Consider the following 24,024-nt stretch of genomic DNA (forward strand, 5'->3'; position numbering starts at 1 on the left):
ACCCGTAACGTCTCGACGCACTCCGGGACCGACGCCCCGAGGAGCCCTCCCCGCATTCCTGACGACAAGGAAACAGCGATGCCTCCGTCCTTCACGCGTGCCCGTGCGCGCGGCGGTCTCCTGATCGCCGCCGCCACCGCCGGGGCACTGACCCTCGTGCCACCGGCGTCCGCCGCCACACCACCGGCGCCGACACCCGCCCCCGCGCCCGCCGCCGCCTCGCTCCAGCCGACGTCGGACGACGTCGAGCGGGTCGCCGCCAAGCACCGGAAGTCCCCGTCCGAAGTGGGCCGCACGGCCAGGCAACTCGCGCCGATCATCAAGGCACTGGCGCCCAGGACACCCCCCGGAGTCCGGAAGAACGGGGTGTCGGCCACCAAGGTGGCCAAGGCGCCGATCGACGAGTGCTTCCGGAGCATCGGCGGTTCCCGCCCCGCTCCCGAGGCCGACGGGAGTTGCCCGAGCGGCTTCGCCCCCAAGCGCAATCAGGCGTACGCGCACGGCGGCGTCCGAGGCGGCGACCACGTCTACTTCGGCACCTCGGCCAACCTCACCTGTGGCGGTCCCGGCCTCCTCGGCCCGTACAGCCCGAGCCTCCGGACGAAGAACCTGGTGTGCGAGGGCTCGCAGGGGCCGGGCGCCGCGCGGTTCGGCGACAACTGGGGCGACTGGCGCTCGCCGCACATCTACCGCGTCAACGCCGACACGGAGAAGACCGAGGACATCACACCCACGCCCGAGCAGGCACCCGGCATGTCATCGATGATGGGCGTTCGCGGCCAGGCGTACCACGACGGCGTCGTCCTGCTCGCCGGCCCCCGCCTGACCCCCGGCGGGGGCGTGTCCGGGCTGAACGTGCTGGCCTACGAGGCGAGCACGGGCCGGTTCCTCGGGGAGAAACTCCTGCCCGAGTACTCCAACATGCGCACGGGCGTAGTGATCGGCGGCGAGCTGTACGTGGGCGCGCGCGCCACGGGCGGCACCTTCGGCGCCGGCGGTGTGGTCCTGAAGTGGACCGGCGACAGGGCCGACCCGTTCCGGTTCGAGGTCGTCGCGGCCGGCCTGCCGCATGAGCCCGCGTACCTCACGGGACACGACGGCCGGATCGTCACCGCGAACTGGTCGACCTTCCGCCCCGGCCAGGCCGTCGGCGGCTCGCCCGAGATGTACCTCAGCCCCGCCCTGCCGGCGCGCGGCGGCCTCACCAAGGCCGACGCCACGCGCTGGAAGCCGGTCTTTCAGCTCAGCGACTACGAGCCGGATCCGGTCATCGCCCAGGCCGGCATGTTCGGCGCCCTCACCTCGTGGAAGGGCAGGCTCTACTTCAGCACGATGTACTACCCGACGTACAACACCGTCAACGCCTGGGCGTACTACGGCAGGCCGAGCACCGAGATCGGCCGTTTGAACACCTATGTGAACGCGGAGCGCGGTCTCCAGGTCTTCGAGATGACCGACCCCGGCAAGGCGACCCAGAAGGTGTCCCTGCTCTACGGCGACAGAACGGTGCCGGTGTACGACAAGGCCACCAGGAACTGGGTGCCCAAGGAGAACAACCTCAAGCAGAAGCCGAGGTTCGGCCCCTCCGGATTCGGCAACCGGTGGAACAACTACTCCTGGCAGATGACCGTCTTCAACGACCAGCTCTACCTGGGCACGGGCGACTTCAGCAACTTCCTCCCCGAGCACGCCGAGCTCATGAAGGATCCGGCCCTCTTCGGCGTGTCCGCCGTGACCGCGGAACTGCTCAAGCCCGTGGTCAACTCCGTCAGCGCCGTGTACGGAGGCTCCGACACCTGGCGCATGACCGATCCGAACCGTCCCGCCACGCCGTTCAACCTCGACGGCTACGGCAACCGCCTCGCCCACGGCGTCCGGTTCTGGGTGCCCTTCGAGGAGAAAGGCAAGCTGTTCACGGGGAGCGCCACCTTCGCCAACCTGGCCAACCGCGGCCGGCAGAGCGGCGGCTGGGATCTGACCGTGCTCAAGTGACCGCGCCCGCCCGGACGGCCCTAGTCGGCAATCCGCGGGCGCCGGCCCGTGCGATGCGTTGACGAGGTGCCGCACCGCGGGCAGACTAAGCGATCGCATAGTTACTATGCGATCGCTTAGTTCATGACGTCGGACTCTCGGAGGACTGATGCGACGCACACTCTTCGGCGACGACCACGAGATCTTCCGCGCCGCGGTCCGGCAGTTCGTCGACCGCGAGCTGCGTCCACGGCAGGAAGGCTTCATCCAGCGGCGCTCGATCGATCGATCGGTCTGGCTGAAGGCGGGTGAGCAGGGGTTGCTGGGACTGCTCGTGCCCGAGGAGCACGGCGGCAGCGGCAGCGGGGACTACCGCTTCAGCGCCGTGTGGAGCGAAGAGCTGGCCCGGCTCTCCGTGGCGTTCGCCTCCTCCTTCACGATCCACTCCGAGGTGGTGGCGCCCTATCTGGTGGAGCTGACCACCGCGGAGCAGCGCGAGCGCTGGTTGCCCCGCTTCTGCTCGGGCGAACTGCTCTCGGCGATCGGCATGACCGAGCCCTCCGCCGGGTCCGACCTCGCGGCGCTGCGCACGACGGCCGTGCCGGACGGCTCGGACTGGATCCTCACCGGCTCCAAGACCTTCATCACCAACGGCTTCGGGGCGGATCTGGTGGTGGTCGCCGCCCGGACCGGCCCCGGGAAGCGGGCCAAGGGCATCACCCTCTTCGCCGTCGAAGCGGATATGGCCGGCTTCGAGCGGGGCCGGAAGCTGGACAAGGTGGGGCAGCCCGAGGCGGACACGGCGGAACTGTTCTTCAGCGAGGTGCGGGTGCCCGCCGGGAACGTCATCGGCGAGGTCGGGCGCGGCTTCGCCCATATGATGGAGCGCCTCCCCCAGGAGCGGATCGGCGCCGCCGTGACCAATATCGCCCACGCCGCGCAGATCCTGGCCGAGACCATCGACTACGCCAAGGAGCGCCGCGCCTTCGGTCAGCCGATCGGCTCCTTCCAGTACAACAAGTTCCGCCTGGCCGAGCTGGTGACATCGGTCGAGGTCACCCAGGCGTTCACCGACCAGTGCGTGGCCGCGCACGTCGCGGGCGAACTCGGCGCGGTGGACGCCGCCAAGGCCAAATGGTGGTCCGCCCAGGTGCAGAACGAGGTCATCGACGCCTGTGTCCAACTGCACGGGGGCTACGGCTATATGAACGAGTACCGGGTCGCCCGCGCCTGGCAGGACGCGCGGGTGACGAAGATCTGGGCTGGTTCCAACGAGATCATGAAGGAGCTCATCGGCCGTGACCTGGGCCTCTGAAGAGTGTCTTCCCAGGAGCGCCGTCCGCCCGGGGAGACTCGGGGGCACCCGACCGGTCGCCACCGGGACAATGGAGGGGTGACAGCGATCATCGACCCGGACGACCCGTGGTCCGGCACCGCCGCGGGCCCCCGCAGGATTCTGGTGGCGGCACTCGCCGCGTTCGCCGACCGCGGCTACCACGGAGCCTCGACCCGCGATATCGCGGCGGCGGCCGGCATGAGTCCCGCCGCCGTGTACGCACACCACCGCACCAAGGCCGATCTGCTCTTCGCCATCAGCGCGGCCGGCCACCGCCATGTCCTGGCCGTGTGCGAGCGGGCGCCGGCGGCCGAGACCACCCCCATCGCCCGCGTGCGCTCCCTGGTGCACGACTACGCCGCCTGGCACGCCCGGCACCATCTGCTCGCCCGCGTGGTGCAGTACGAGCTGAGGTCCCTGCTGCCCGAACACCGGGCGGTGGTCGTCGAACTGCGGTCCCGGACGGAGGAACTGTTCCGGGAGGAGGTACGCGCAGGGGTGGACGCGGGGGTCTTCCACACCACGGACGCGGATGAGACGACCCTGGCGATCCTGTCCCTCGGCATCGATGTGAGCCGCTGGTACACCCCCGGCGGTACGCGCACGCCCGTCGGGATCGGCCGTACGCACGCGGAGCTGGCCCTCACCCTGCTCGGCACCGACCACCCGGCCTCGCCCCCTTCCTGAGCCGTGGGCGGTCGCGCCCGCGCGCCGGGGACGCCCTGCCGCCGAGGGGAACACGGCGCCGGGCGAAACCGTCGCCCGCGCCGAACGGCACCTCCCGCGCGCCCGCTCCTTGAGGCGCGCCCGCCACTGACAACGCGCGGAGCCTGAGCGCCCGAGGCGGTCCGCCGCGGGGGGGGGCTCCCTGTCGGCCCCGCGCCGGGGGAGCCACCGCGCGCCCGGCCTTTCGCGCACCCCCCGCAAGGCCCCCCGTGACGGCCCCGCACCACGGGGCGCGCGGCTGTGGCACCCCACCGCCGGACCGGGAGTCCCGGGGGCGCCATGGTCGCCGCCGACCTGGACACCGGGCTCGGTTCCAAATTTTCTGTCGCCTGACATCAGATACAAGAATCCCTTGACAACAACACCATCTGGCAAAAAACTAAATACACATTCACATCACGCAACCACCTTGGAGGTGCGATGAGTCGTCGAGTCCTCGTGGCCGGTGTCGGGATGATCCCGTTCACCAAGCCGGGTCACAGTGACCCCTACGACGTGATGGGCGCCCGCGCGATCCGCGCGGCGCTGGAGGACGCCGGGATCCCCTACGACCAGGTGCGGCAGGCGTACGCCGGCTATGTGTACGGCGACTCCACCAGCGGCCAGGCCGCGCTCTACCGCGTCGGGATGACCGGAATCCCCGTGGTCAACGTGAACAACAACTGCGCGACGGGCTCCTCCGCCCTGTGGCTGGCCCGTCAGGCCGTGGAGTCCGGAGCGGTGGAGTGCGCCCTCGCGGTCGGCTTCGAGCAGATGCAGCGCGGAGCGCTCACCACCCACTGGAACGACCGTCCGAGCCCCACCGCCCGCTTCGACGGCCTGCTGGACGAACTGCACGGGATCGACGAGAAGCTGCCCCGGGCGGCCCAGTTGTTCGGGGGCGCGGGCGCGGAGTACGTCGAGAAGTACGGCGTGGACCCCCGGCTGTTCGCCAAGGTCGCCGTCAAGTCCCGTACCCACGCGGCCAACAACCCCTACTCGGTCTTCCGTGACCCGGTCACGGAGGACGAGGTCATGGACTCGCCGCATATCTTCGGGCCCGTCACCCGCCTGCAGGCATGCCCGCCCACCTGCGGAGCTGCGGCTGCGATCGTGTGCAGCGAGGAGTTCGCGCGGCGCCACGGGCTGCGCGCCGATGTGGCGATCAAGGCGCAGGCGATGAGCTCCGACCTGCCCGGCACCTTCGACGAGAAGAGCATGATCGAACTGGTGGGCGCGGGCCTGACCCGCTCGGCCGCGCGGCAGGTCTACGAGACCGCCGGCGTGGACCCGCGCGACATCAGGGTCGTCGAGCTCCATGACTGCTTCACCGTCAACGAGGTCCTCACCTACGAAGCGCTGGGGCTGTGCGAGGACGGCGGCTCGGAGAAGTTCGTCGCCGACGGCGACAACACCTACGGCGGCCGGGTCGTCGTCGGCACATCGGGCGGCCTGATGTCCAAGGGGCACCCGCTCGGGGCCACCGGTCTCGCCCAGTGCACCGAGCTGGTGTGGCAACTGCGCGGCGAGGCCGGAGCACGACAGGTCGACGAAGTGACGCTCGCCCTCCAGCACAACCTCGGACTCGGCGGCGTCGGCGTCGTCACCCTCTACGAGAAGGTCTCCTGACCATGCCCCTGGACCGATCCCTCATCGGCACCGGCTCCCCCGAGCTCATCGTCGACGTCGAACGCGGCCGGCTGCGCTTCTTCGCCAAGGCCACCGGCCAGACCGACCCCGTCCACTCCGACCTGGCGGCGGCCAGGGCGGCCGGCCACCGCGACCTCCTCGTACCGCCGACGTTCCTGTTCTGCCTGAGCATGGAGGTGCCGAACCCCTTCGACTATCTGGAGGCACTGGGCATCGACCCCGTCACCGTCCTCCACGGCGAGCAGGGATTCGAGTACTTCGCGCAGGTGTACGCCGGCGACACGCTGACGTACACGACCCGTATCTCCGACATCTACGAGAAGAAAGGCGGCGCGCTCCAGTTCCTGGTGCGCAGCACGGACGTGACCCGCGACGGCGAGCTCGTCGCGCGGCTGACCGCGTCGGCCGTCATCCGCGAGACGACCGGTAAGGAGACCGCCGCATGAGCACCCTCCAGCTCTCCCCCGGGGACACCCACGACCTGGCCATCCCGAAGATCACCCGGACGACGCTCGCCCTCTACGCCGGCGCCTCCGGCGACCACAACCCCGCGCATATCGACATCGACGCCTGTGACGCCGTCGGCATCCCCGATGTCTTCACGCACGGGATGCTCTCCATGGCCTACCTCGGCCGGCTGCTGACCGGCTGGGTGCCGCAGGACCGCATCCGCGGCTACCGCGTCCGCTTCGCCGCGATCACACCGGTGAACTCGACACCGGTCTGCCGCGGCACCGTCACCAAGGTCGAGGGCGGCCTCGCCCATCTCGACCTCACCATGAGCCTGCCCGACGGCACGGTGACCCTGCGGGGCTCCGCCGTCGTCTCCACCGACTGACCACCACGCGCAAAGGACTCGCATCATGGGAACCCTGGACGGCAAAGTCGCCCTCGTCTCCGGCTCCGGCCGCGGCATCGGCCGCGCCATCGCACTCAAGCTCGCGTCCGAAGGCGCCTCGGTCGTGGTCAACGACCTCGACCCCGCGCCGGCCGACGAGACGGCCGCCGAGATCAGGGCGGCGGGCGGACAGGCCGTCGTCTGCCCCGGCTCCGTCACCGAGGACGACTTCGCCGAACGGTTCGTCGCCACGGCCGTCGAATCGTTCGGCGGCCTGGACATCATCGTCAACAACGCGGGCTACACCTGGGACACCGTCATCCAGAAGATGACCGACGAGCAGTGGAACGCGATCCTCGACGTCCACCTCAAGGCCCCCTTCCGCATTCTGCGCGCGGCCCAGCCGTACTTCCGGAACAACCCCGTCGACCACCACCGCAAGGTCGTCAACGTCTCCTCCACCTCCGGCCTCGCCGGCAACCCCGGCCAGGCGAACTACTCCTCCGCCAAGGCGGGCGTCATCGGCCTCACCAAGACCATGGCCAAGGAGTGGGGTCGCTACAAGGTCAACGTCAACGCCGTCGCCTACGGGTGGATCCTCACCCGCATGACGGAGGCCACCGCCGCCGACAAGACCTTCGTGGAGATCGAGGGCCGCAAGCTCCAGGTCGGCATCAACCCGCAGGTCGCCGAGACCCTCGCCCGCACCATTCCGCTCGGTCGTCCCGGCACCCCGGACGAGGCCGCGGGCGCCGTCTACCTGCTCTGCACACAGGACGCGAACTACGTCTCCGGCCAGTGCCTGACTGTCGATGCCGGCCAGCGCTGAGCTCCACGCAGCACGCCGCCCCCACCCGTCCGGCCGTCCCTTTCCCCCTGGCGGCCGGACGGTTCCCTCCCCCACATCCCCGTGCTCCGCACCCATGACCCGCCGACGCCGCCGGGTCGTCACTGGAGGATGACGTGTACCTCACCCAACCCCTGCACCGAGCACTTCAGCAACTCCCCGACGCGCCGATGACCGTGTGCGGCGAGCGCGTCAGGACCACCAGGGAGGTCGCGGACCGGGTCGCGCGACTGGCCGCCGCCTTCCGGAGCCTCGGCGTCGTCGCGGGAGACCGCGTGGGGATGCTCGCGCTCAACTCCGACCGGCTCCACGAGTACTTCCTGGCGACCTGGTGGATCGGCGCCGCGGCCCACCCGATCAACGTCCGCTGGTCCCCCACCGAGATCGCCTACGCCCTGAACGACTCGGGAACCGAAGTGCTCCTGGTCGACGACGCCTTCACCGCCGTCGTCCCCGAGCTGCGCGAGCGATGTCCCGGCCTCCGCACCGTCATTCACTGCGGCGACGGTCCCGCCCCCGCGGACATGGTGTCCTACGACGGACTCGTCCGCTCCTTCGCACCCGTGCCCGACGGGCGGCACGGCGGTGACGCGCTCGCCCTGCTCCTCTACACCGGCGGCACCACCGGGCTGCCCAAGGGCGTGATGGTCAGCCACCGCGGACTGTCCGCCTCGCTCCACGGCTCCCTGCTGGCCATGCGCAACGTCGACCACGGCGGGACCACCCTGGTGACCACCCCGCTGTTCCATATCGCCGCCATCTGTAGCTGGTACGCCCAACTGCTCATGGGCGGGACGCTGGTGTTCCTGCCCGCCTTCACACCGGCCGGCTTCCTCGACGCGGTCCAGCGACACCGGGTCACCACCTGCATCCTGGTGCCCCTGATGGTGCAGTTGGTCTGCAACCACCCCACCCTCGCCGACCACGACGTCTCCAGCCTGCGCAGCATCACCTACGGCGGCACGGCGAGCTCCGACACGGTGCTGCGCCAGGCGATGGAGACCTTCCCCCGGGCCGGCTTCTCGCAGGGGTACGGGATGACCGAGACGGGCGTGCTCAGCACCCTCGGCCAGGAGGAACACGTACGGGGCGGCCCCCGGCTGCGCTCCACCGGACGGGCCACACCCACGGTCGAGATCGCCGTACTCGGTCCGGACGGGTCCAGGCTCCCGCCCGGTGAGGTCGGCGAGATCGCCACCTGTGGCGACCATGTGATGCTCGGCTACTGGGGGAAGCCGGAGGAGACCGCGCGGGCACTGCGGGACGGCTGGATGCACACCGGCGACGCCGGCCGTTTCGACGAGAACGGCTACCTGTACGTGGTCGACCGGATGAAGGACATGATCATCACTGGTGGGGAGAACGTCTACTCCGCCGAGGTCGAGAACGCGCTCGCCTCCCACCCCGCCGTCGCCTCGTGCGCGGTCGTCGGCCTCCCCGACGACCGCTGGAGCGAACGCGTGCATGCCGTGATCGTCCTCAAGCCCGGCCGTACCGCCACCCTCGCGGAGATCCAGGCCCACACCAGATCCCTCATCGCCGGCTACAAGACGCCCCGCTCGGTCGAGTTCGTCGAGACCCTGCCCGTGTCAGCCGCCGGAAAGATCCTCAAACGCGTCCTGCGCGACACCGCCCGCCCCGACACGCCCGACGCGCCCTGACCCCTGCCAAGCCCCGCACAGGAACGAGACGACACCCATGAAGCGCACCGTCTTCAACGAGGACCACGAAGCCTTCCGGACGATGATCCGGGACTTCATCGGCAATGAGGTGACCCCCCACTTCGATGCGTGGGAGGAGGCGGGTCTGCCCCCTCGTGACCTGTTCCGCCAGCTCGGCGCCCTCGGCGTCATGGGCTTCGGCATCCCCACCGAGTACGGCGGCCCGGGCGAGACCAGCTACAAGTACCAGGCGGTACTCAACGAGGAGTGCGCCCACGCGGGAGTCATGCTCGGCCACTACGGCGTGAGCACCAGCATCGTGCTGCCCTATCTGCTCAACCTCGCCGACGGCGAGCAGAAGAAGCGCTGGCTGCCCGGGGTCGCCACCGGCGACATCATGCTGTGCGTGGCGATGACCGAGCCCGGCACCGGCTCCGACCTGGCCGGCATCCGCACCACCGCCACGCTCTCCGACGACGGCACCCACTACCTCCTCAACGGCGCCAAGACCTTCATCACCGGCGCCCGCAACTCCGAGCTGTGCGTGGTCGCCGCCCGCACCGCGCCCGCCACCGCCGAGGACCGCCGCCACGGCCTGAGCCTGCTGGTCGTCCCCACCGACAGCGAGGGCTTCACCTTCGGCCGCAAGCTGGAGAAGATCGGTCTGCGGTCCTCCGACACCAGCGAGATCTCCTTCACCGACGTCAAGGTGCCCGCCGGGAACCTGCTCGGCGAGGAGGGCAAGGGCTTCACCTATCTGGGACAGAACCTGACCCGCGAACGCCTCGCCATCGGCGTCGAGGCCGTCGCCCGCGCCCAGGCCGCCGTCGGCTTCACCCAGGAGTACGTCCTCCAGCGCACCGTCTTCGGCAAACGCGTCGCCGACTTCCAGAACACCAAGTTCGTGCTCGCCGAGTGCGAGACCGATGTGACCGCGGCACAGGCACTCTGCGACCAGGCCCTGGAACTGGAGGAATCCGGCGAGCTCACCCCCGCCGACGCGGCCCGCGTCAAGCTCCACGGCACCGAGACCGCCGGCCGGGTCATCGACAAATGCCTCCAGTTGTACGGTGGTTACGGCTACATGCTCGAATACCCGATCGCACGCATGTACGCCGATATCCGGGTCAACCGCATCTACGGCGGCACCAGTGAGGTGATGAAGACGATCATCGCCAAGGACATGGGGCTGTGAGCGAGCGCCGAGGACCACGGGCAGCCGGTCCGATAGCCTGGGCGGCTGACGGGGACGGCTCGTCCCCGCACCATCCAGAGCCGGCTCCCCCCGGTCACCACGCAGCGGAAGGGCGAGGACGTGGCGTCACGCCGACCACCCAACCGCAAGGCGCTCATCCGCTCGGCCGCCTCCGAACTCTTCGTCCGGCACGGCTACCACAACGTCTCCGTCGCCGAGGTCGCGGAAGCCCTGGACATCACCGCGGCGGCGCTCTACCACCACTACCGCAACAAGCAGGACCTCCTCCTCCAGGTGATCCTGGACGGCTTCGAATCCGTCGACGCCGTCATCCGCGAGGCCAAGACCCTCGACACGGCCATCGGTTCCCTCGCGACCCTCGTGGCCGGCCCGAAGAGTCTCCTCGGAGTGTGGGAGCGGGAGGCGCGCAATCTGGAGGGGTCCCAGCGGCTGACCGTCCTGGAGCTCCAGACCCGCATCGTGACGGACTTCCAGCCACTCCTGCGGGCGGCGCGGACCGAACTCGACGCCCCCGAATCGGAGCTCGTCGCCAGGGCCGTACTCGGAACGCTCGGCGGACAGTCCAGCCGTCGCAGTGTCTCCCGCCGCAAGGACGAGCGGCTGATGGTCCGCCTCGCCTCGGCCGTGGCCCACTGCCGACTGCCCGCGCCGGATCCGACCGCGGAACCACACCGGCCCGACTCCGGCGGCACGTCCTCCGGAGTGCGCAGGCCCCGCCGGGACCAGCTCCTCACCGAGGCGATCCGGCTCTTCGACGAGCGGGGTTACCAGTCCGTCACCGTCGCGGACATCGGTGAGGCGGCCGGGATCGTGGCATCCGGCGTCTACCGGCACTTCGCCGGCAAGACCGACATGCTGGTCGCCGCGATGAACCGCGGCGGCGAACATCTGCGTACCGGTGCCGACCAGGCCCTGGGCCACGCGCGCGATCCGCGCGAGGCACTCGAACTCCTGCTGCGGGCCCATATCGACGTGACCGTCAAACACCGGCACCTCGTGGGGATCCTCACGCACGAGAGCGACCAACTGCCCGACAAGGAACGCATCGCCCTGCGCCGCTATCAGGCGGACTACCTGGACGTCTGGGTGCAGGCCCTCGGTGCGGTCCGGACCGGCCGGGACGCGGCGGATCTGCGGACCACGGTCCACGCGACACACTCGATGATCCACTTCGTGGTGCGCTCCGGTCCGACCTCGCGGTGGCCCGCCCTCCCGGAGCGGCTGGCCGCCCTCGGCACGGCCCTGCTGCTCGCGGAGTAGCGCACCACCGGGCGACCCGTCCGACGGACCGCCGGGCCCCGCTCTCCGCGCGCCCGAGGTGAGCCGCGGGCCGGCGCTCCCCCGCACGACCGCACCACACCCGCGCCCCGGCCCGTCCGACAACGCGTGGCGGGGCCCCCGCCGCCGCACTGTGCGGGCCGCCAGTCCTCACCGGGTACGTGTTGTGCCCGGCTCCACGATGCGGCGCACGGACCACGCCGGGCGGCCGGAAGCCTCGACCGCTCCGAAGCGCCCCCGCACACTCCTGGAACACGGACCCGCCACAGCGGCATATCCCCGCGGCTCCGGCCTCGACCGACTGAGGAGCAGCCTTGCGACTCGTACACCTCTTGATCCGGTCAGGCGCGGCACTCGCCGTCGCCGCGGCCCTCGTACTGCCGACCGCGCCGACGGCGCGGGCCGACACCCGTGATCCGGTGCTGTTCGTCCACGGCCTCGGCGGCGCCGGCCGCAACTGGGACACCATGATCGCCGACTTCATGGCCGCCGGCTGGTCCCGCGACCAGCTCCACGCCATGTCGTACGCCTCCGCGAAATCCAGCACGTCCATCGCGGCCGAGATCAGGGACGAGGTGGCCGCCCTCAGGGCCCGGACGGGGGCCGCCAAGGTGGACATCGTCGGCCACTCCCTGGGCGCGCTCAACTCGCGCTGGTACCTCAAATTCCTCGGCGGCGCAGCCCAGGTGGACGACTGGGTGTCGATCGGCGGTGTCAACCAGGGCACCTACGGCGCGCTGACCTGCCTCCTGGCCTCCTGCCGCGAGGCGTGGCCGGGCAGCGACTTCCTCGACGCGCTCAACGGCGGTGACCCCACGCCCGGTGCCGTCGACTACACCACCGTCTGGTCCTCGTGCGACGAAGCGGTGAATCCCGACTCCTTCGCGACCCTGGAGGGCGCCACCAACTGGTACGCGGGCTGTGTCGGCCACATCACCCTCATCTTCGCCCCGCATGTGATCGACCGCACCATCCGCGCCGTCACCTGATCCGACGCGGATCCGGCACCGCGAGGCCCTGTCCGGCGGCCCGCCCGCTCCGATTCACGCGGGTGGGCCGCCGGACCTCATGGCCGGATCCCGGCGCCCTCCCCGGAACCCGTCAGGCGGTGTGCGTCAACGGCGAGGGTCAGGTCGACCAGGTCCCGTGGCCGGTCCAGGCGCTTCCCCGTGAGCCTCTCCAGCCGGTGCAACCTGTTCAGCACCGTGTTCCGGTGGCAGAAGAGCCGCTCGCTCGCACGGTCGGTGGAACCATGGCAGCTCAGCCACGTCTCCAGCGTTTCCAGGAGGGACCCGCTGTCGTGCGGCGGGAGGTCCAGCACCGGGCCCAGTACGGTGTCCGCATACCGTGCCGCCAGATCGGGGCGGGCCAGCAGCAGCCCCGCCGACAGATGGTCGTCCAGCAGAGCGGGCCCCTCGTCCACGCCGCACATACCGAGCGCCAGCTCGGCCAGCTCCCGTGCCCGGCCGAGCTGCGCGAGTCCCCCGACAGCGGGGCCGATGCCCGCCCGCGTCCCCGGGGGGAGGGTCAGCGCCCGCGCCAGGTCGGCGACCGGTCGCTCCGCCAGCGGAACGACCACCGCGTGCCCGTCCCGGTAGGGGCACCGGTACAGCCGGAAACCGTCCACGTCATGGCGGACCGGCTCCATGGCGGCGGGATCCCTGCCCGGCCCCTGCGAACGCACGACCGCGTACCGGCCGACGAGCGGCAGGTCGAGGACGATGGCCGCCGCCGACACGTCCATGGGGTCCGAGTGGCCGCGCAGCAGCGTCCTCAGCACCGGCAGCATGGCCCGTTCACCGCCGGGCGGCCGCTCCGCGATGGTCCGCCGGTGCGACTCGGTGAGCAGCGCCGTGTCCCGGCCGACGTAGCGCCAGTAGTCGCTGGCGGCGTGCGCCATGGCTCCGGACCGCTCGGGCGCCTCGTCCACCACCGCCTCCACGAGGCGCTCCCACAGTACGGTCGACCCGATGCGGTACCCCTGCAGCAGAGCGAGGAGCGGCATCCCCTGCCGGGCTCTCCTCGCCGCCAGGGACCATGCGTGCGCACCCGATTCGGCGAAGCGGTCGGGGCAGGCGAGTGACCTGACCGCCGTCTCCAGCGAGAGGTAGGCGGATTCCCAGAGGTCCGTCGGCGCGAGCAACGGATCGCCGTAGTGGCCCACTTCCGCCCGTACGCGCGTCAGCGCACGGTCCACCGTCGGCGCCAGCCGGCCCCGCACCAGGCCAGCGGCGTGCACGAGCACGTCGGAAGGCGCCGGGGCGGAGATAACCGCGTCCCGCACATCGGCGGGGCCGGGCGACGGCAGGTCGCTCCGGGTCCGTCCGGTCGACGGTTGCGGATGGTTCGGCGATGGCGGTCGGCTCGGCCGTGGCGGTTGGTGAGGGGCTGCGGTCATCGAACCTCCCGCGCGCATTCTTCCCCGGCCGGGCGCGTCACACCAGGCTCGCACCGTGGCCGGTTCACCGGGTCCACGCCAACCCGTGCGATGGTCCGGCGCGGACCGGGTCTCCCCCCGGCGAGGGTGTTACGCGGCGGGCTTGCCCGGCTGGTCGTGGGTGGCGCAGTGGATGCCGCCGCCGCCCGACGCGATCGTGTCGATTCCGATCGGCACCACGTCCCGGGTGGGGAAGTGCTCCCGCAGGATGGAGCGGGCGCGGTTGTCGGCCTTGCGGTCGCCGAACCGGGGCATGAAGACGGCGTCGTTGGCGATGTAGAAGTTGGCGTAGGTGGCCAGGAAGTCGTCTCCCTCGCCGGTGATCCTGTTCAGGTCGGGCTGCGGGAGGTCGATCACCTCGAAGCGCCGGCCGCGGGCGTCCGTCGCCTTCGACAGGACGGACTTCGCCTGGTCCGCGGAGCGCGACCAGGAGTCCGGCGGGGTGCCGGGGTACGCGCGGTCCAGCAGGACCACACCGGGCTCGGTGAACCGCACCAAGCTGTCCACATGGGCGTCGGTGATGTCCTCCCCGCGTACGCCCGCCAGCCAGATCACCTTCTCGACACCGAGGATCCGCTTCAGCTCGGCCTCGATGGTGTCCCGGCTCTTCCCGGGGTTGCGGTTGGCGTTGACGATCGAGCTCTCGGTGATCAGCAGGGTGCCCTCGCCGTCGGGTTCGAAGGAGCCGCCCTCGGAGACCAGCGGGGCCCGGTCCCGGGGGATCCGGTACTCCGCCAGCACCTTGCGGCCGACCAGGGCGTCGTTGGTGTGTTCCTGCTTGTCGCCCCAGCCGTTGAAGTTGAAGTCGACGCCGATCACGTCGCCGCCCTCCTCGACGAACACGGGGACGGTGTCCCGGGCCCAGAGGTCGTCGACGGCCAGCGGGATCACCTCGACCTGGGAGCCGCACGCCCGCTGGGCGGCCTTCACCTGGGCGGGCCGGGCCATCATGACCACCGCCTCGTACTCGCCGACGGCCCGGGCGATCCGCGCGATGTCCTCGCGCACATACGGCAGGTCCTCCGCCCAGACCGAGGACAGGGCCGGCCACGACATGAACGTACGGGTGTGGCTCTCCCACTCGGCACCGAGGCGCCGCTCCCCGCCGGCCGAGGCCGACGGCCGGGGGGAACCGGTCGTCGCGGTGGACCGCATGGTGTCGTCGGAACGGCCGCAGGCCGTGGCACCGAGGACGACGGCACCGAACCCGGCGAGGGAACGGAGGACGGTCCGACGGGTGGAGGGACGGTTCGACACGGAGACTCCGATCGTGGACTGGCGGGACGGGTTCATCCGGCCAGGGCAGGCGCGACGGCACGGGCGGACGGCCCTGGGACAAGGGTGCGCGCTCGACCGAGGAAATGACCGATATGCGGGAAAGGACCCGCCTGGCCATGTCGCCACTCTGACACTGACTGAAATTTCAGTCAAATGGCCAGGGGTGGCACGAGCGGGCCGTTCCGCCTTGTCGGCCCCGCCCGCTCGGCGCTCCGCTACCGGGGGACCCGCCCACTCCAGTAGTCCGGCCAGTCGCAGGTCAGCCGCAGGTCACCGACCCGTACGCCGGGTGACAGGCCGCACACGCCCGCTCCGGACGCCCGGGTAAAGTGCCGGTCATGGCGTCTCGCAGCACTCAGATCCTGGAAGCGGCCGCCCGGGTGATCGCCCGGCGCGGGGTCCGAGGGCTGCGCGTGGAGGAACTCGCGGCCGAGGCCGGCGTCTCCACCGCGCTGATCTACTACCACTTCAAGGACCGTACGGGCGTTCTGCGCCAGACCCTCGAATTCATCAGTGACCGTGCCGAGCGCTACACCACCGACCGCGACCCGGACGATCCGCCACCCACCCCCCGGGAAGAGCTGGCGGAGTCTCTTCTGCTGGAGCTCCAGGACACCGTGGAGGTCCGGGAGAACAGCTCGGCCTGGGGCGAACTGCGGGCGAGCGCCGTCTTCGACGAGGTGCTGCGGGAGGATCTCGCCAGGGCCACCCTGGTCTGGGTCCAGGAGGTCGCCGCACTGCTCGGCCAGGTCCGGCCGACGGCGCCCGCCGCGTCACTCGCCGACGCCGCCGAACGGCTCACCGCCCTGCTGGAGGGGCTCAGTATGCGCTGGCTCAGCGGCGGCATCGAGATCCCCCACGCCCGGGACCTGATGCGCGGCGCCATCGACGCCGAACTCGCCGGACTCCAGCAGCGCTGACAGCGCCCATGCCTGACACCTGACGTCGTAGGGCGCCGCTGTTCAGCGGCGCCCTACGACGTCAGGTGTCAGGTGTCAGGTGTCAGGTGTCAGGTGGGGAACCCCCCGGAGACACCCAGGGGGCGGCCGTCATTCCCGCCGGGCCCGGCGCAGGGTGGTCAGGCCGTAGCAGACGACGAGGACGGCGGTGAAGGTGAGGCCGATCCCCGCCGCCTGGCGCATATCGGGGACCTCCACGGCGGTGGCGGCGACGGCGAGCACCCCGAGCACCGCCACGACCGCCAGCTTCCCACCGGCGGGAACGCTGAACCCGGTGAACTCCTCGGGGTTCGCCATCCGGTGGCGCCGGAAGGCGATGTACGAGGCGAGGATCAGCAGCCACACCAGCAGGACCGCGAAGAGGGCGATCGACATCAGGATGCTGAAGAGGCCACTGACGTCGTAGAAGGCGAGCAGCGCCGCGGCCGCGATGCCCAGGGACGACGCGGCGAGGGCGACGGCCGGGACGCCGCGCCGACTGAGCCTGGCCATCGGTGCCGGGGCCAGGCCGTCACCGCCGAGCGAGTGCAGCAGCCGGGAGGCTCCGTACAGATGGGCGTTGGCGGCGGACATGGCCGCGATGAGCACGACCGCGTTGGTGATGGTCGCCGCTGCGGGCACGCCGATCTCCGAGAAGACCCGCACGAAGGGGCTGGTCTCGACGCTCCCGTCGCTGTCCGCCATCCGGCGCCACGGGATCAGCGCGAGGACCAGGGTGATGGCGAGGAGGTAGAAGAAGCTCAGCCGCCAGGCGAGCTGGCGCATCGCGGTGCGGATGGTGCGCTGCGGGTCGATCGCCTCCGCTGAGGCGATGGCGACGACCTCGAATCCGGCGTACGCGAACATCACCACGGACATGGCCACCCAGATCGAACTGGCTCCGTGCGGGAGGAATCCACCGTCGTCGGTGAGGTTGGCGAAGCCGGCGGCCTTGGTGTCCGGCAGCCCGTAGAAGACCAGCAGTGCGGCACAGAGGATGAACGCGCACAGCGCCACCACCTTGATGGTGGAGAGCCAGAACTCGGTGGTGCCGAAGGACTTCACGCTGATGATGTTGATCGCGAGGACCACCGCGGCGATCACCAGGATCGCCACCGACATCGGCACCTCGGGCCACCACCAGCGGACGTAGAGCGCGGAGGCGACGACCTCCGTCCCGATGACGACGACCGCGCTGAACCAGTACAGGTACCGGCTGAGGAATCCGGCCAACGGGCCGAGATAGCGGTGGGCGACGGTGCCGAACGAGCCCTGGACCGGGTGCGCGGCGGACATCTCACCGAGCAGGACGGCGATGATGGCGACCAGCACCGCTCCGATCGCGTACGAGACGATCACGGCGGGACCGGCGACGGATATCGCGGAGCCGGAGCCGAGGAAGAGGCCGGTGCCGAGCGCGGAGCCCAGCCCGATCATGGTGGTCTGCCGGTGGGTGAGCGAGCGGACCAGACCTTCACCGGCGGGTGCCGGTCTGGCGCCGTCGGTGCCGGACGAGGCCGGGGCGGGCGGCGCGGGCGGTGCGGAGTCGCTGGGTGCGGCCATGGCGGTGGTGCCCTTCTGGAAGGTTGCGGGGGTGCGAGTGGGAGCGGGGGCGGTGACTCAGAACTCGCTGTTGCGGAACGGCTTCGCCGGCGCGTTCAGGTCCGGCCTGCCCAGGACCTTCGGCGAGGACAGTGCGTAGATGCCGTGGTTGGTCAACGTCCAGGCGATGTTGCGGTCCCACTCCACGTAGACGCCGTGGGTCTGGTTGCCGTACGCGTACTCGGCGGTCCCGGCGCCGTACGCCTTCGGGACGAAGTAGGCGGAGATCTCCGGCTTGGCGGGCTTGGAGACGTCGAAGAACTGCACGCCCGCGTTGTAGAAGCCGTAGCTCAGCACACCGGGGCTGTGCCGGCCCGGGTTGGTGTAGTAGCCGGTGCGCTTGGGGCCGAAACTGCCGCGGCGCTGGCAGTAGTCGGTGATGCCGGCCGCCTTCGGCGGGGTCGGGCGGGGCAGGACACCGACGACGCGGGGACGCTTCGGATCCCGGGCGTCGATCTGGTAGACGTCCTTGTACGGCTCGTAGCAGTCCTCGGTGAGCGGATAACCGGAGTAGTAGATCATTCCGGTCTTCTCGTACTGGGAGACGTCGATGTTGTCGCCCTCGGTGCCCGCGACCGAGGCCGGCAGGTCCAGATGGCTCACGGTCCTCATGTTCGACGGGTTGGAGACGTCCAGCACCGTCAGGCCGTAACCGCCCATGGCGGCGAAGGCGTACCGCCCGCCCTTCTCGACCGGCTTCGGGAGGAAGAGCGGCATCCGCGCACCCATCCAACTGGTCCGGTTCCCACAGCGCGGGTTGGTCCGGTACGCGGCGTCCTCGCCGGTCCGCTGGCCCGGCAGGTGCCAGGTGTCGAGGAGCTTGGGGCGGGCCGGATCGGACATGTCCCAGGACTGGTAGCCGGCCGAGTGCAGATTGGTCGGATACTCGGTGCCCGAGTAGGTGTCGTCCGGCGCCGTGGCGATGAACATGTACTTCTCGCCGGTCCAGTACGGCACGTCGATCGAGCCGGAGCCCTGCTGCGCCTTGGCCGGATCGCTGTTCAGGGGGTTGGCCCGGGTGGCGTCGGTGGAGACCGTCGTCAGCAGCTTCCAGTCCTTCTTGCGCGGGCCGTCCAGGCGGTACACCTTGAAGCCCTTGAGCCCCGGCTTGGCCCGCAGCTTCCGCACGCCCTCCGGGTTGTTGTACTTGTCCAGGGGCGGGCGGTCGGAGAGTTCCGAGATCTGGCGCTTGCTCTCGAAGCTCTGGACCATGACGTACGCGTTCAGCTTCTTGTTCCACTGGATGGTGGAGGCGCCCCAGTAATCGTGCGCCGCCCAGTCGCCGTTCGCCCGGGTCTCGTCGCCACCCACGTCCCCGCGGCTCAACCGCTCGACCACCCTGACCTTCTTGACGTCCGTGATGTCGTAGACGCGACCCTCGGAGCGGCCGTACTGGAAGAGGTAGCGGCGGCCGTCGAAGTCGACGATGTTCTGCCAGCTGTGGAAGTAGTCGGGGGTGAAGCCGGCGCCTTCGTAGGCGGCCTCGACCTTCATGTTCTTGATGTACGAGCGGGTGTCGTACTTCTTGTTGCGGCCCGGGAAGGGGTGGTCGGAGTCCTCGTCGACCGGGGTGAGGGCGGGGTGCCGGAAGCTGCCGTCCAACTGCATCCCGTACGAGCCGGGGTCGGCCGGTGCGGGGCGGCGGTCGGCGCACACGTCGAGGATGTTCGGGTCAGCGGTGGTGGTGGCGGCCGTGGCGGTGGCCGTGGCGGTGTCAGCGCCGGAGACCCCGGGAGCGAGGAGGGTGGCCGTGGTGGCGGCGACCACCGCGGCCAGGGCGGCGTTTCTGCTGAGGGTACGCATCTGACGGTCCTTTCGGAAAAGGCAGGGAGCGGGACGTGCGCGGTGTGCCCCCGGGGCGGGGGGCGGGACCGGATCAGGTGACGGTGGGGCGCTCCCGGAACTCGGGGTCGCGGTGCTCGCCGGCGGTCACGACCGCGTGCAGCTCGCGCACGGCGTGCAGGACGTCGGCGTGCGTGACGTACAGGGCGTTGAATCCGAAGCGCAGCAGGTCGGGGGCGCGCATATCGCCGATCACACCGCGGGCGGTGAGCGCGGCCACCAGCGGGTACGCCTCCGCGTGGCGCAGGGCGACCTGGCTGCCGCGGCGCGCCGGGTCGCGCGGGGTGGCCATGGTGAAGCCGAGGCCGTCGAGGACGGTGTCGACACACTCCTGGAAGAACCCGGTCAGGGACAGGCTCTTCTCCCGTACGGCCGTCATCTCCACTCCGTCGAACGCCGTCAGCGCGGCCTCCAGGGCGAGCAGCGACAGCAGCGGCGGGGTGCTGATCCGGGCCCGGCTGATGTCCGCCCCGGGGGCGTACGTGCCGGACATGGCGAACGGCTCCGCGTGTCCGTGCCAGCCGGTGAGGGGGTGGTCGAAGTCCTCCTGGTGCCGCCTGGCGACATAGGCGAACGCCGGTGCCCCCGGGCCGCCGGAGAGGTACTTGTAGCCACAGCCGACCGCGAAGTCCGCCGCCACGGCGTCCAGCTCGACGGGGAGGGCGCCCGCCGCGTGGCAGAGGTCCCAGTGCATCAGCCCCCCGGCGGCGTGTGCGGCGGCGGTGAGCTCGGCCATGTCGTACAGCTCACCGGTGCGGTAGTCCACCGGGGCGTAGGCGGCGACGGCGACGTTCCCGGCCTCGGCGGCCAGCACCGCGGCGGCCTCCCGCGCCGGCACCCGGCGGACGTCGAGCCCGAGGAGCCGGCCCACCGAGTCGGCGATGTACTGGTCGGTGGGGAAGTGGTCGGGATCGGTCAGCAGCAGCCGGCGCCCGGGGCGCATCCGGGCGGCGGCGAGCAGGGTGTTGAACAGTTGGACGCTGGTCGAGTCCCCCACCACCACCTGACCGGGGGCCGCGCCGATCAGCCGGCCGACGGCGTCGCCGGTCCGGAGCGGCGCCTCCCACCAGCCGTTGCCGTTCCACGACCGGATCAGGTCGGTGCCCCACTGGCGGTGTACGGCGTCCTCGACGGCCGCCGGGACGGCCGCGGGAAGGGCGCCCAGGGAGTTGCCGTCGAGGTACACGACTCCCTCGGGGAGGAGGAAACGGGCCCGGACGTGGGCGAGGGGGTCGGCGGCGTCCAACGAGGCGGCGCGTTCGGTCAGCATGAGGTGTCTCCGTCGTCGTGTGCGGGGCGGGTCCCCCGGTGGCGCGGTCCCGGCAGGGGTACGGCGTCGCGGTCCGGGGCGGGTCCGGGCGCGCTGTCCGTGCGGAGGTCCCGCTGCCAGCCGGCCGGCAGGTCGCGGGTGCCGAGGTCGCGGCGCGGCGCCGACCGGGACGCGCGCACCGCCCGGTCGACCCTCTCCCGGGACGCTTCCGGTGCCCCGCCGACGGCGCGCCCGGTGACCGGGTCGCCGAGCGGGCAGGACGCGACGGAGCTGCCTCGTCCGTCGTGGCGCACGGGTGAACTCACCTGGCAGACCTCCGTTGCTGGGCCGGGGGATGTCCGAAACTCGCCCCTAGGTGTGCCGGTATAGTGCGCCACCCAGCTATGCCGATCCAATGCCGATCGGCGCACGCGATATAACGATCCTGGTATGACGCGGTGCCGCGCTGCCCAGCCGGCCGCCCGCGTCCCCGGAAGGAGCCCGCTGCGATGGACCTCCTGGACGGCCGGCTGAAGTTCCGGCACCTGACCCTGCTCATCGCGGTGTACGAGCACGGGAGCGTCGTACGGGCGGCCGAATCGCTGCACCTCACCCAGCCCGCCGCGACCCGGACCCTCCAGGAGCTGGAGGCCATCGCCGATCTACCGCTCTTCGTCCGGGTACCGCGCGGAATGCGCCCCACCGTCTACGGCGAGGCGCTGGCGGAGCACGCGCGCGCGGTGGTCGCCGAGGTGCGACGGGCCGGGGACCACCTCACCGGACTGCGGCAGGGCCAGGACGGCACGGTGACCGTGGGCACGCTGCTGGCCGGGGCCAATGTGCTCCTGCCCCGCGCGGTCGCCGGGCTCAAACGGGAACGGCCCCGGCTCACGGTGGTCGTACGGGAGGGGACCCCGGACGTCCTCCACCCGGCGTTGCTCTCGGGCGAGCTGGACGTCATCGTCGGCCGGGTGGGGTCGGCCCTCGCGGAAGGCGACGGGCTGCGCCAGCGGATGCTGTACCGGGAGCCGATCCGGCTCGCGGTCCGCTCCGGCCACCCGCTCCTCGCCGCCGCGGGTGTCACGCTGACGGACACCCTCGGGTTCCCCTGGATCCTGCCGGTCGAAAAGACCGCCCTGCGTCAGGAACTCGGTGCCCTCTTCGTGGACCGGGGCCTCGCACTGCCCACGGACCGCGTCGAATGCACGTCCATCCTCACCATGCGGGCGCTACTCCTACAGACGGACATGGTGGCGCTCCTGCCCGAACTGATCCTGCGCGACGACGAGCACCTCACCGCGCTGCCGGTCGAACTTCCCTCGGTGGGACGCACGGTGGGCACCACCGAAGCGGCCCACCGCACGCGTACCCCCGCCCTACAGGCACTCCTCCACCACCTCGACCTGGAGGCGGTCCTGCTGCGCGAGACGCTCGGCGGGACGCCCACGGCCCTTTCCTGAGGCTGCCGACCCGTCGCCGGCCGGCCGGGAGATGTCGGCAGCCGGCCGGGGGATGTCGCCGGCCGGCCGGGAGGATTCCGCCGCGTTCAGCGCTCCGACCTGACAGCTCCCCCGGGAACGGCTCCCCCGGGGACCGCTTCGTCGGCCTCCGGCTCGGCACCGAGGGTGCCGATGTGCCGCAGCGCCACGGCGGACAGGACGGAGAGCACCAGGGTGCCGACCGCGGCGACCAGCATCGCGACGTTCAGCCCGGAGGTGGCCGCCTCCTTGGCCTGGTCGAGCAGGCCGTCGGGGAGCCGGTGCCCCAGTGAGGACGCGTCGGCGAGGCTGTCGCCCACCGCTGCGGCCGCCCCGGTCGCCGTATCGGCAGGGATCTCGTCGCCGATGCGTCCGCGGTAGACGGCGGTGGCCAGGCTGCCGAGGATCGCCACGCCCAGGGCGAGGCCCAGTTCCTGCACGGTCTCCGACATCGCCGAGGCCGAACCCGCCTTCTCCGGCGGTGCGGCTCCGACCACCAGGTCCGTGCCCAGCGCCGCGATCGCCCCGAGCCCGAGGTAGACCAACCCGAAACCGATCACGATCAGCGGGATACCGCCGGTGGCGCTGACCTGGGTGAGCAGCACATACCCGAGGGTGGACAGCGCCAGGGTGACGGCCACCACGATCCCCGGTGGCACCCGCCGCGCCACCAGCGGCGCCCCGATCGCGGCCACGAACATCATCAGCGCCGGCGGTCCCATCCACAGGCCCGCTTCGACGGGAGACAGGTCCTCCACGAGCTGGAGCTGCTGAGTGATCAGCAGCATCGAGCCACCGACGCCGACCAACCCGATGAGCAGCACGCTCAGCGCGGCGCTGAACGTGCGGTCGGTGAACAGCCGCACGTCGAGCAGGGGGCTCGCCAGATCGCCCTGCCGCCGGACGAACAGGACGGTGAACACCACGCCGATCACCGCGGCGACGATCGTGGGGGCGTCGAGGCCGTCCTTGGCGAACCGCTTCACCGCGTAGACCACCGGCAGGATCGCGATCAGTGACAGCGCGACGCTGAGCAGGTCGAACCGACCGTTCCGCGGTGCGCGGTACTCGGGGATCATCACGGGTGCGGCCACCAGCAGAACGATCGCGACCGGGACCGCGAGGAGGAATGCCGAACCCCACCAGAACCGGTCCAGCATCGCGCCACCGACCACCGGCCCGAGAGCCATGCCGAGCGCGAAGCTCGTCGCCCAGACACCGATCGCCAGTGAGCGCTGGCGCTGGTCGGCGAACATGTTGCTGATCAGCGCCAACGTCGACGGCATCAGCGTGGCACCGGCGATCCCCAGCGCCGCGCGCGCGGCGATGAGGAGTTCGGTGCTGTCGGAGTAGGCGGCCACCACCGAGACGGCCCCGAAGGCGGCGGCCCCGATCATCAGCAGCTTCCGGCGGCCGATCCGGTCGCCCAGCGTGCCCATGGTGATCAGGAAGCCGGCGATCAGGAAGCCGTAGGCATCCATGATCCACAGCGCTTCGGTGCTGCTCGGCCGCAGGTCTTCCGCCAGCGAGGGAAGGGCGACGTACAGCACGGTCACGTCCAGGCCGAGCAGGATGGTGGGCAGCGAGAGGACGGCCAGCCCTCCCCACTCCCGGGGGCCGGCTCTCCGTACGGTCGATGTACTCATCGCGCTCCCTGCGGGTCGGGTTCCGGAACGGGCGTCGTCACTCTGCCGATCC

Annotated in this window: 20 protein-coding genes; 13 read left to right on the top strand and 7 right to left on the bottom strand. The window is 71.0% G+C overall.

All coding sequences use genetic code 11. The features are described from left to right. Window positions 1–78: 78 nt before the first annotated feature. From ACH4S7_RS14345 to ACH4S7_RS14395, 11 genes are all read left to right on the top strand, one after another. Window positions 79–1,992 carry a hypothetical protein gene (locus ACH4S7_RS14345; RefSeq protein WP_398521462.1) on the top strand — a complete coding sequence of 638 codons (1,914 nt, stop codon included), beginning with the start codon at window positions 79–81 and terminating at the stop codon, window positions 1,990–1,992. A gap of 148 nt (window positions 1,993–2,140) precedes the next feature. After that, the gene (locus tag ACH4S7_RS14350) at window positions 2,141–3,286 is read left to right on the top strand and encodes an acyl-CoA dehydrogenase family protein (RefSeq protein ID WP_398521463.1); all 1,146 of its coding nucleotides are present in this window, start codon (window positions 2,141–2,143) and stop codon (window positions 3,284–3,286) included. A gap of 78 nt (window positions 3,287–3,364) precedes the next feature. Continuing rightward, the gene (locus ACH4S7_RS14355) at window positions 3,365–3,994 is read left to right on the top strand and encodes a TetR/AcrR family transcriptional regulator (protein WP_398521464.1); all 630 of its coding nucleotides are present in this window, start codon (window positions 3,365–3,367) and stop codon (window positions 3,992–3,994) included. A gap of 459 nt (window positions 3,995–4,453) precedes the next feature. Further along, entirely contained in the window at window positions 4,454–5,641 is a 1,188-nt protein-coding gene (locus ACH4S7_RS14360) for a lipid-transfer protein (protein WP_398521465.1), read from the top strand. A gap of 2 nt (window positions 5,642–5,643) precedes the next feature. Then, window positions 5,644–6,108: a MaoC family dehydratase N-terminal domain-containing protein gene (locus ACH4S7_RS14365; protein ID WP_398521466.1), complete on the top strand. Its 465-nt coding sequence runs from the start codon at window positions 5,644–5,646 to the stop codon at window positions 6,106–6,108. Beyond that, a complete protein-coding gene (locus ACH4S7_RS14370; protein ID WP_398521467.1) occupies window positions 6,105–6,500 on the top strand; it encodes a MaoC/PaaZ C-terminal domain-containing protein in 396 nt (131 codons plus the stop codon). Before ACH4S7_RS14365 ends, ACH4S7_RS14370 begins: the two co-directional genes overlap by 4 nt. Before the next feature lie 25 nt (window positions 6,501–6,525). Further along, entirely contained in the window at window positions 6,526–7,329 is an 804-nt protein-coding gene (locus tag ACH4S7_RS14375; protein ID WP_398521468.1) for an SDR family NAD(P)-dependent oxidoreductase, read from the top strand. Window positions 7,330–7,463: 134 nt separating this feature from the next. Next, window positions 7,464–9,008, top strand: a complete 1,545-nt coding sequence (locus ACH4S7_RS14380) for a long-chain fatty acid--CoA ligase (RefSeq protein WP_398521469.1) — start codon at window positions 7,464–7,466, stop codon at window positions 9,006–9,008. 37 nt (window positions 9,009–9,045) lie between these two features. Continuing rightward, window positions 9,046–10,203, top strand: coding sequence for an acyl-CoA dehydrogenase family protein (locus ACH4S7_RS14385; protein ID WP_398521470.1), 1,158 nt, complete (start codon window positions 9,046–9,048; stop codon window positions 10,201–10,203). A 120-nt stretch (window positions 10,204–10,323) separates the two neighbouring features. Further along, window positions 10,324–11,484: a TetR/AcrR family transcriptional regulator gene (locus ACH4S7_RS14390; RefSeq protein ID WP_398521471.1), complete on the top strand. Its 1,161-nt coding sequence runs from the start codon at window positions 10,324–10,326 to the stop codon at window positions 11,482–11,484. Between the two features lie 332 nt (window positions 11,485–11,816). Next, window positions 11,817–12,491, top strand: coding sequence for an esterase/lipase family protein (locus ACH4S7_RS14395; protein WP_398521472.1), 675 nt, complete (start codon window positions 11,817–11,819; stop codon window positions 12,489–12,491). A 77-nt stretch (window positions 12,492–12,568) separates the two neighbouring features. Here the strand turns inward: ACH4S7_RS14395 and ACH4S7_RS14400 are convergent, their stop codons facing one another. Continuing rightward, window positions 12,569–13,741: a PucR family transcriptional regulator gene (locus ACH4S7_RS14400; RefSeq protein WP_398521473.1), complete on the bottom strand. Its 1,173-nt coding sequence runs from the start codon at window positions 13,739–13,741 to the stop codon at window positions 12,569–12,571. Between the two features lie 288 nt (window positions 13,742–14,029). Further along, entirely contained in the window at window positions 14,030–15,232 is a 1,203-nt protein-coding gene (locus tag ACH4S7_RS14405; protein ID WP_398521474.1) for an agmatine deiminase family protein, read from the bottom strand. A gap of 323 nt (window positions 15,233–15,555) precedes the next feature. Here ACH4S7_RS14405 and ACH4S7_RS14410 point away from each other — a divergent pair, with 323 nt between their 5' ends. After that, window positions 15,556–16,137, top strand: a complete 582-nt coding sequence (locus tag ACH4S7_RS14410; protein ID WP_398521475.1) for a TetR/AcrR family transcriptional regulator — start codon at window positions 15,556–15,558, stop codon at window positions 16,135–16,137. A gap of 129 nt (window positions 16,138–16,266) precedes the next feature. On the opposite strand, the gene ACH4S7_RS14415 is transcribed toward ACH4S7_RS14410, so the two are convergent. The 4 genes from ACH4S7_RS14415 to ACH4S7_RS14430 all read right to left on the bottom strand — a co-directional run bounded on the left by ACH4S7_RS14415 (window position 16,267) and on the right by ACH4S7_RS14430 (window position 21,174). Continuing rightward, entirely contained in the window at window positions 16,267–17,718 is a 1,452-nt protein-coding gene (locus tag ACH4S7_RS14415) for an amino acid permease (protein WP_398521476.1), read from the bottom strand. A gap of 57 nt (window positions 17,719–17,775) precedes the next feature. Then, a complete protein-coding gene (locus ACH4S7_RS14420; RefSeq protein WP_398521477.1) occupies window positions 17,776–19,560 on the bottom strand; it encodes a hypothetical protein in 1,785 nt (594 codons plus the stop codon). 73 nt (window positions 19,561–19,633) lie between these two features. Next, entirely contained in the window at window positions 19,634–20,869 is a 1,236-nt protein-coding gene (gene kynU / locus ACH4S7_RS14425; protein ID WP_398521478.1) for a kynureninase, read from the bottom strand. Then, a complete protein-coding gene (locus ACH4S7_RS14430; protein WP_398521479.1) occupies window positions 20,863–21,174 on the bottom strand; it encodes a hypothetical protein in 312 nt (103 codons plus the stop codon). Before ACH4S7_RS14430 ends, kynU begins: the two co-directional genes overlap by 7 nt. 183 nt (window positions 21,175–21,357) lie before the next feature. Between ACH4S7_RS14430 and ACH4S7_RS14435 the strand changes: the two genes are divergently transcribed. Then, complete coding sequence (locus tag ACH4S7_RS14435; protein ID WP_398521480.1) at window positions 21,358–22,308, top strand: LysR substrate-binding domain-containing protein; 951 nt, start codon at window positions 21,358–21,360, stop codon at window positions 22,306–22,308. Window positions 22,309–22,394: 86 nt separating this feature from the next. On the opposite strand, the gene ACH4S7_RS14440 is transcribed toward ACH4S7_RS14435, so the two are convergent. Continuing rightward, window positions 22,395–23,972, bottom strand: coding sequence for an MFS transporter (locus ACH4S7_RS14440; RefSeq protein WP_398521481.1), 1,578 nt, complete (start codon window positions 23,970–23,972; stop codon window positions 22,395–22,397). Window positions 23,973–24,024: the final 52 nt, after the last annotated feature.

It is taken from the genome of Streptomyces sp. NPDC020965, from assembly GCF_044333555.1.
In the GTDB taxonomy this organism is placed as follows: Bacteria; Actinomycetota; Actinomycetes; order Streptomycetales; family Streptomycetaceae; genus Streptomyces.

Bases quoted from the DNA above. Each gene is read 5' to 3' on its own strand.
- ACH4S7_RS14405 (WP_398521474.1), bottom strand. From the start codon at position 15,232: ATGAACCCGTCCCGCCAGTCCACGATCGGAGTCTCCGTGTCGAACCGT.
- ACH4S7_RS14440 (WP_398521481.1), bottom strand. From the start codon at position 23,972: ATGAGTACATCGACCGTACGGAGAGCCGGCCCCCGGGAGTGGGGAGGG.
- ACH4S7_RS14375 (WP_398521468.1), top strand. From the start codon at position 6,526: ATGGGAACCCTGGACGGCAAAGTCGCCCTCGTCTCCGGCTCCGGCCGC.
- ACH4S7_RS14420 (WP_398521477.1), bottom strand. From the start codon at position 19,560: ATGCGTACCCTCAGCAGAAACGCCGCCCTGGCCGCGGTGGTCGCCGCC.
- ACH4S7_RS14370 (WP_398521467.1), top strand. From the start codon at position 6,105: ATGAGCACCCTCCAGCTCTCCCCCGGGGACACCCACGACCTGGCCATC.
- kynU (WP_398521478.1), bottom strand. From the start codon at position 20,869: ATGCTGACCGAACGCGCCGCCTCGTTGGACGCCGCCGACCCCCTCGCC.
- ACH4S7_RS14385 (WP_398521470.1), top strand. From the start codon at position 9,046: ATGAAGCGCACCGTCTTCAACGAGGACCACGAAGCCTTCCGGACGATG.
- ACH4S7_RS14350 (WP_398521463.1), top strand. From the start codon at position 2,141: ATGCGACGCACACTCTTCGGCGACGACCACGAGATCTTCCGCGCCGCG.
- ACH4S7_RS14365 (WP_398521466.1), top strand. From the start codon at position 5,644: ATGCCCCTGGACCGATCCCTCATCGGCACCGGCTCCCCCGAGCTCATC.
- ACH4S7_RS14410 (WP_398521475.1), top strand. From the start codon at position 15,556: ATGGCGTCTCGCAGCACTCAGATCCTGGAAGCGGCCGCCCGGGTGATC.
- ACH4S7_RS14345 (WP_398521462.1), top strand. From the start codon at position 79: ATGCCTCCGTCCTTCACGCGTGCCCGTGCGCGCGGCGGTCTCCTGATC.
- ACH4S7_RS14435 (WP_398521480.1), top strand. From the start codon at position 21,358: ATGGACCTCCTGGACGGCCGGCTGAAGTTCCGGCACCTGACCCTGCTC.
- ACH4S7_RS14360 (WP_398521465.1), top strand. From the start codon at position 4,454: ATGAGTCGTCGAGTCCTCGTGGCCGGTGTCGGGATGATCCCGTTCACC.
- ACH4S7_RS14415 (WP_398521476.1), bottom strand. From the start codon at position 17,718: ATGGCCGCACCCAGCGACTCCGCACCGCCCGCGCCGCCCGCCCCGGCC.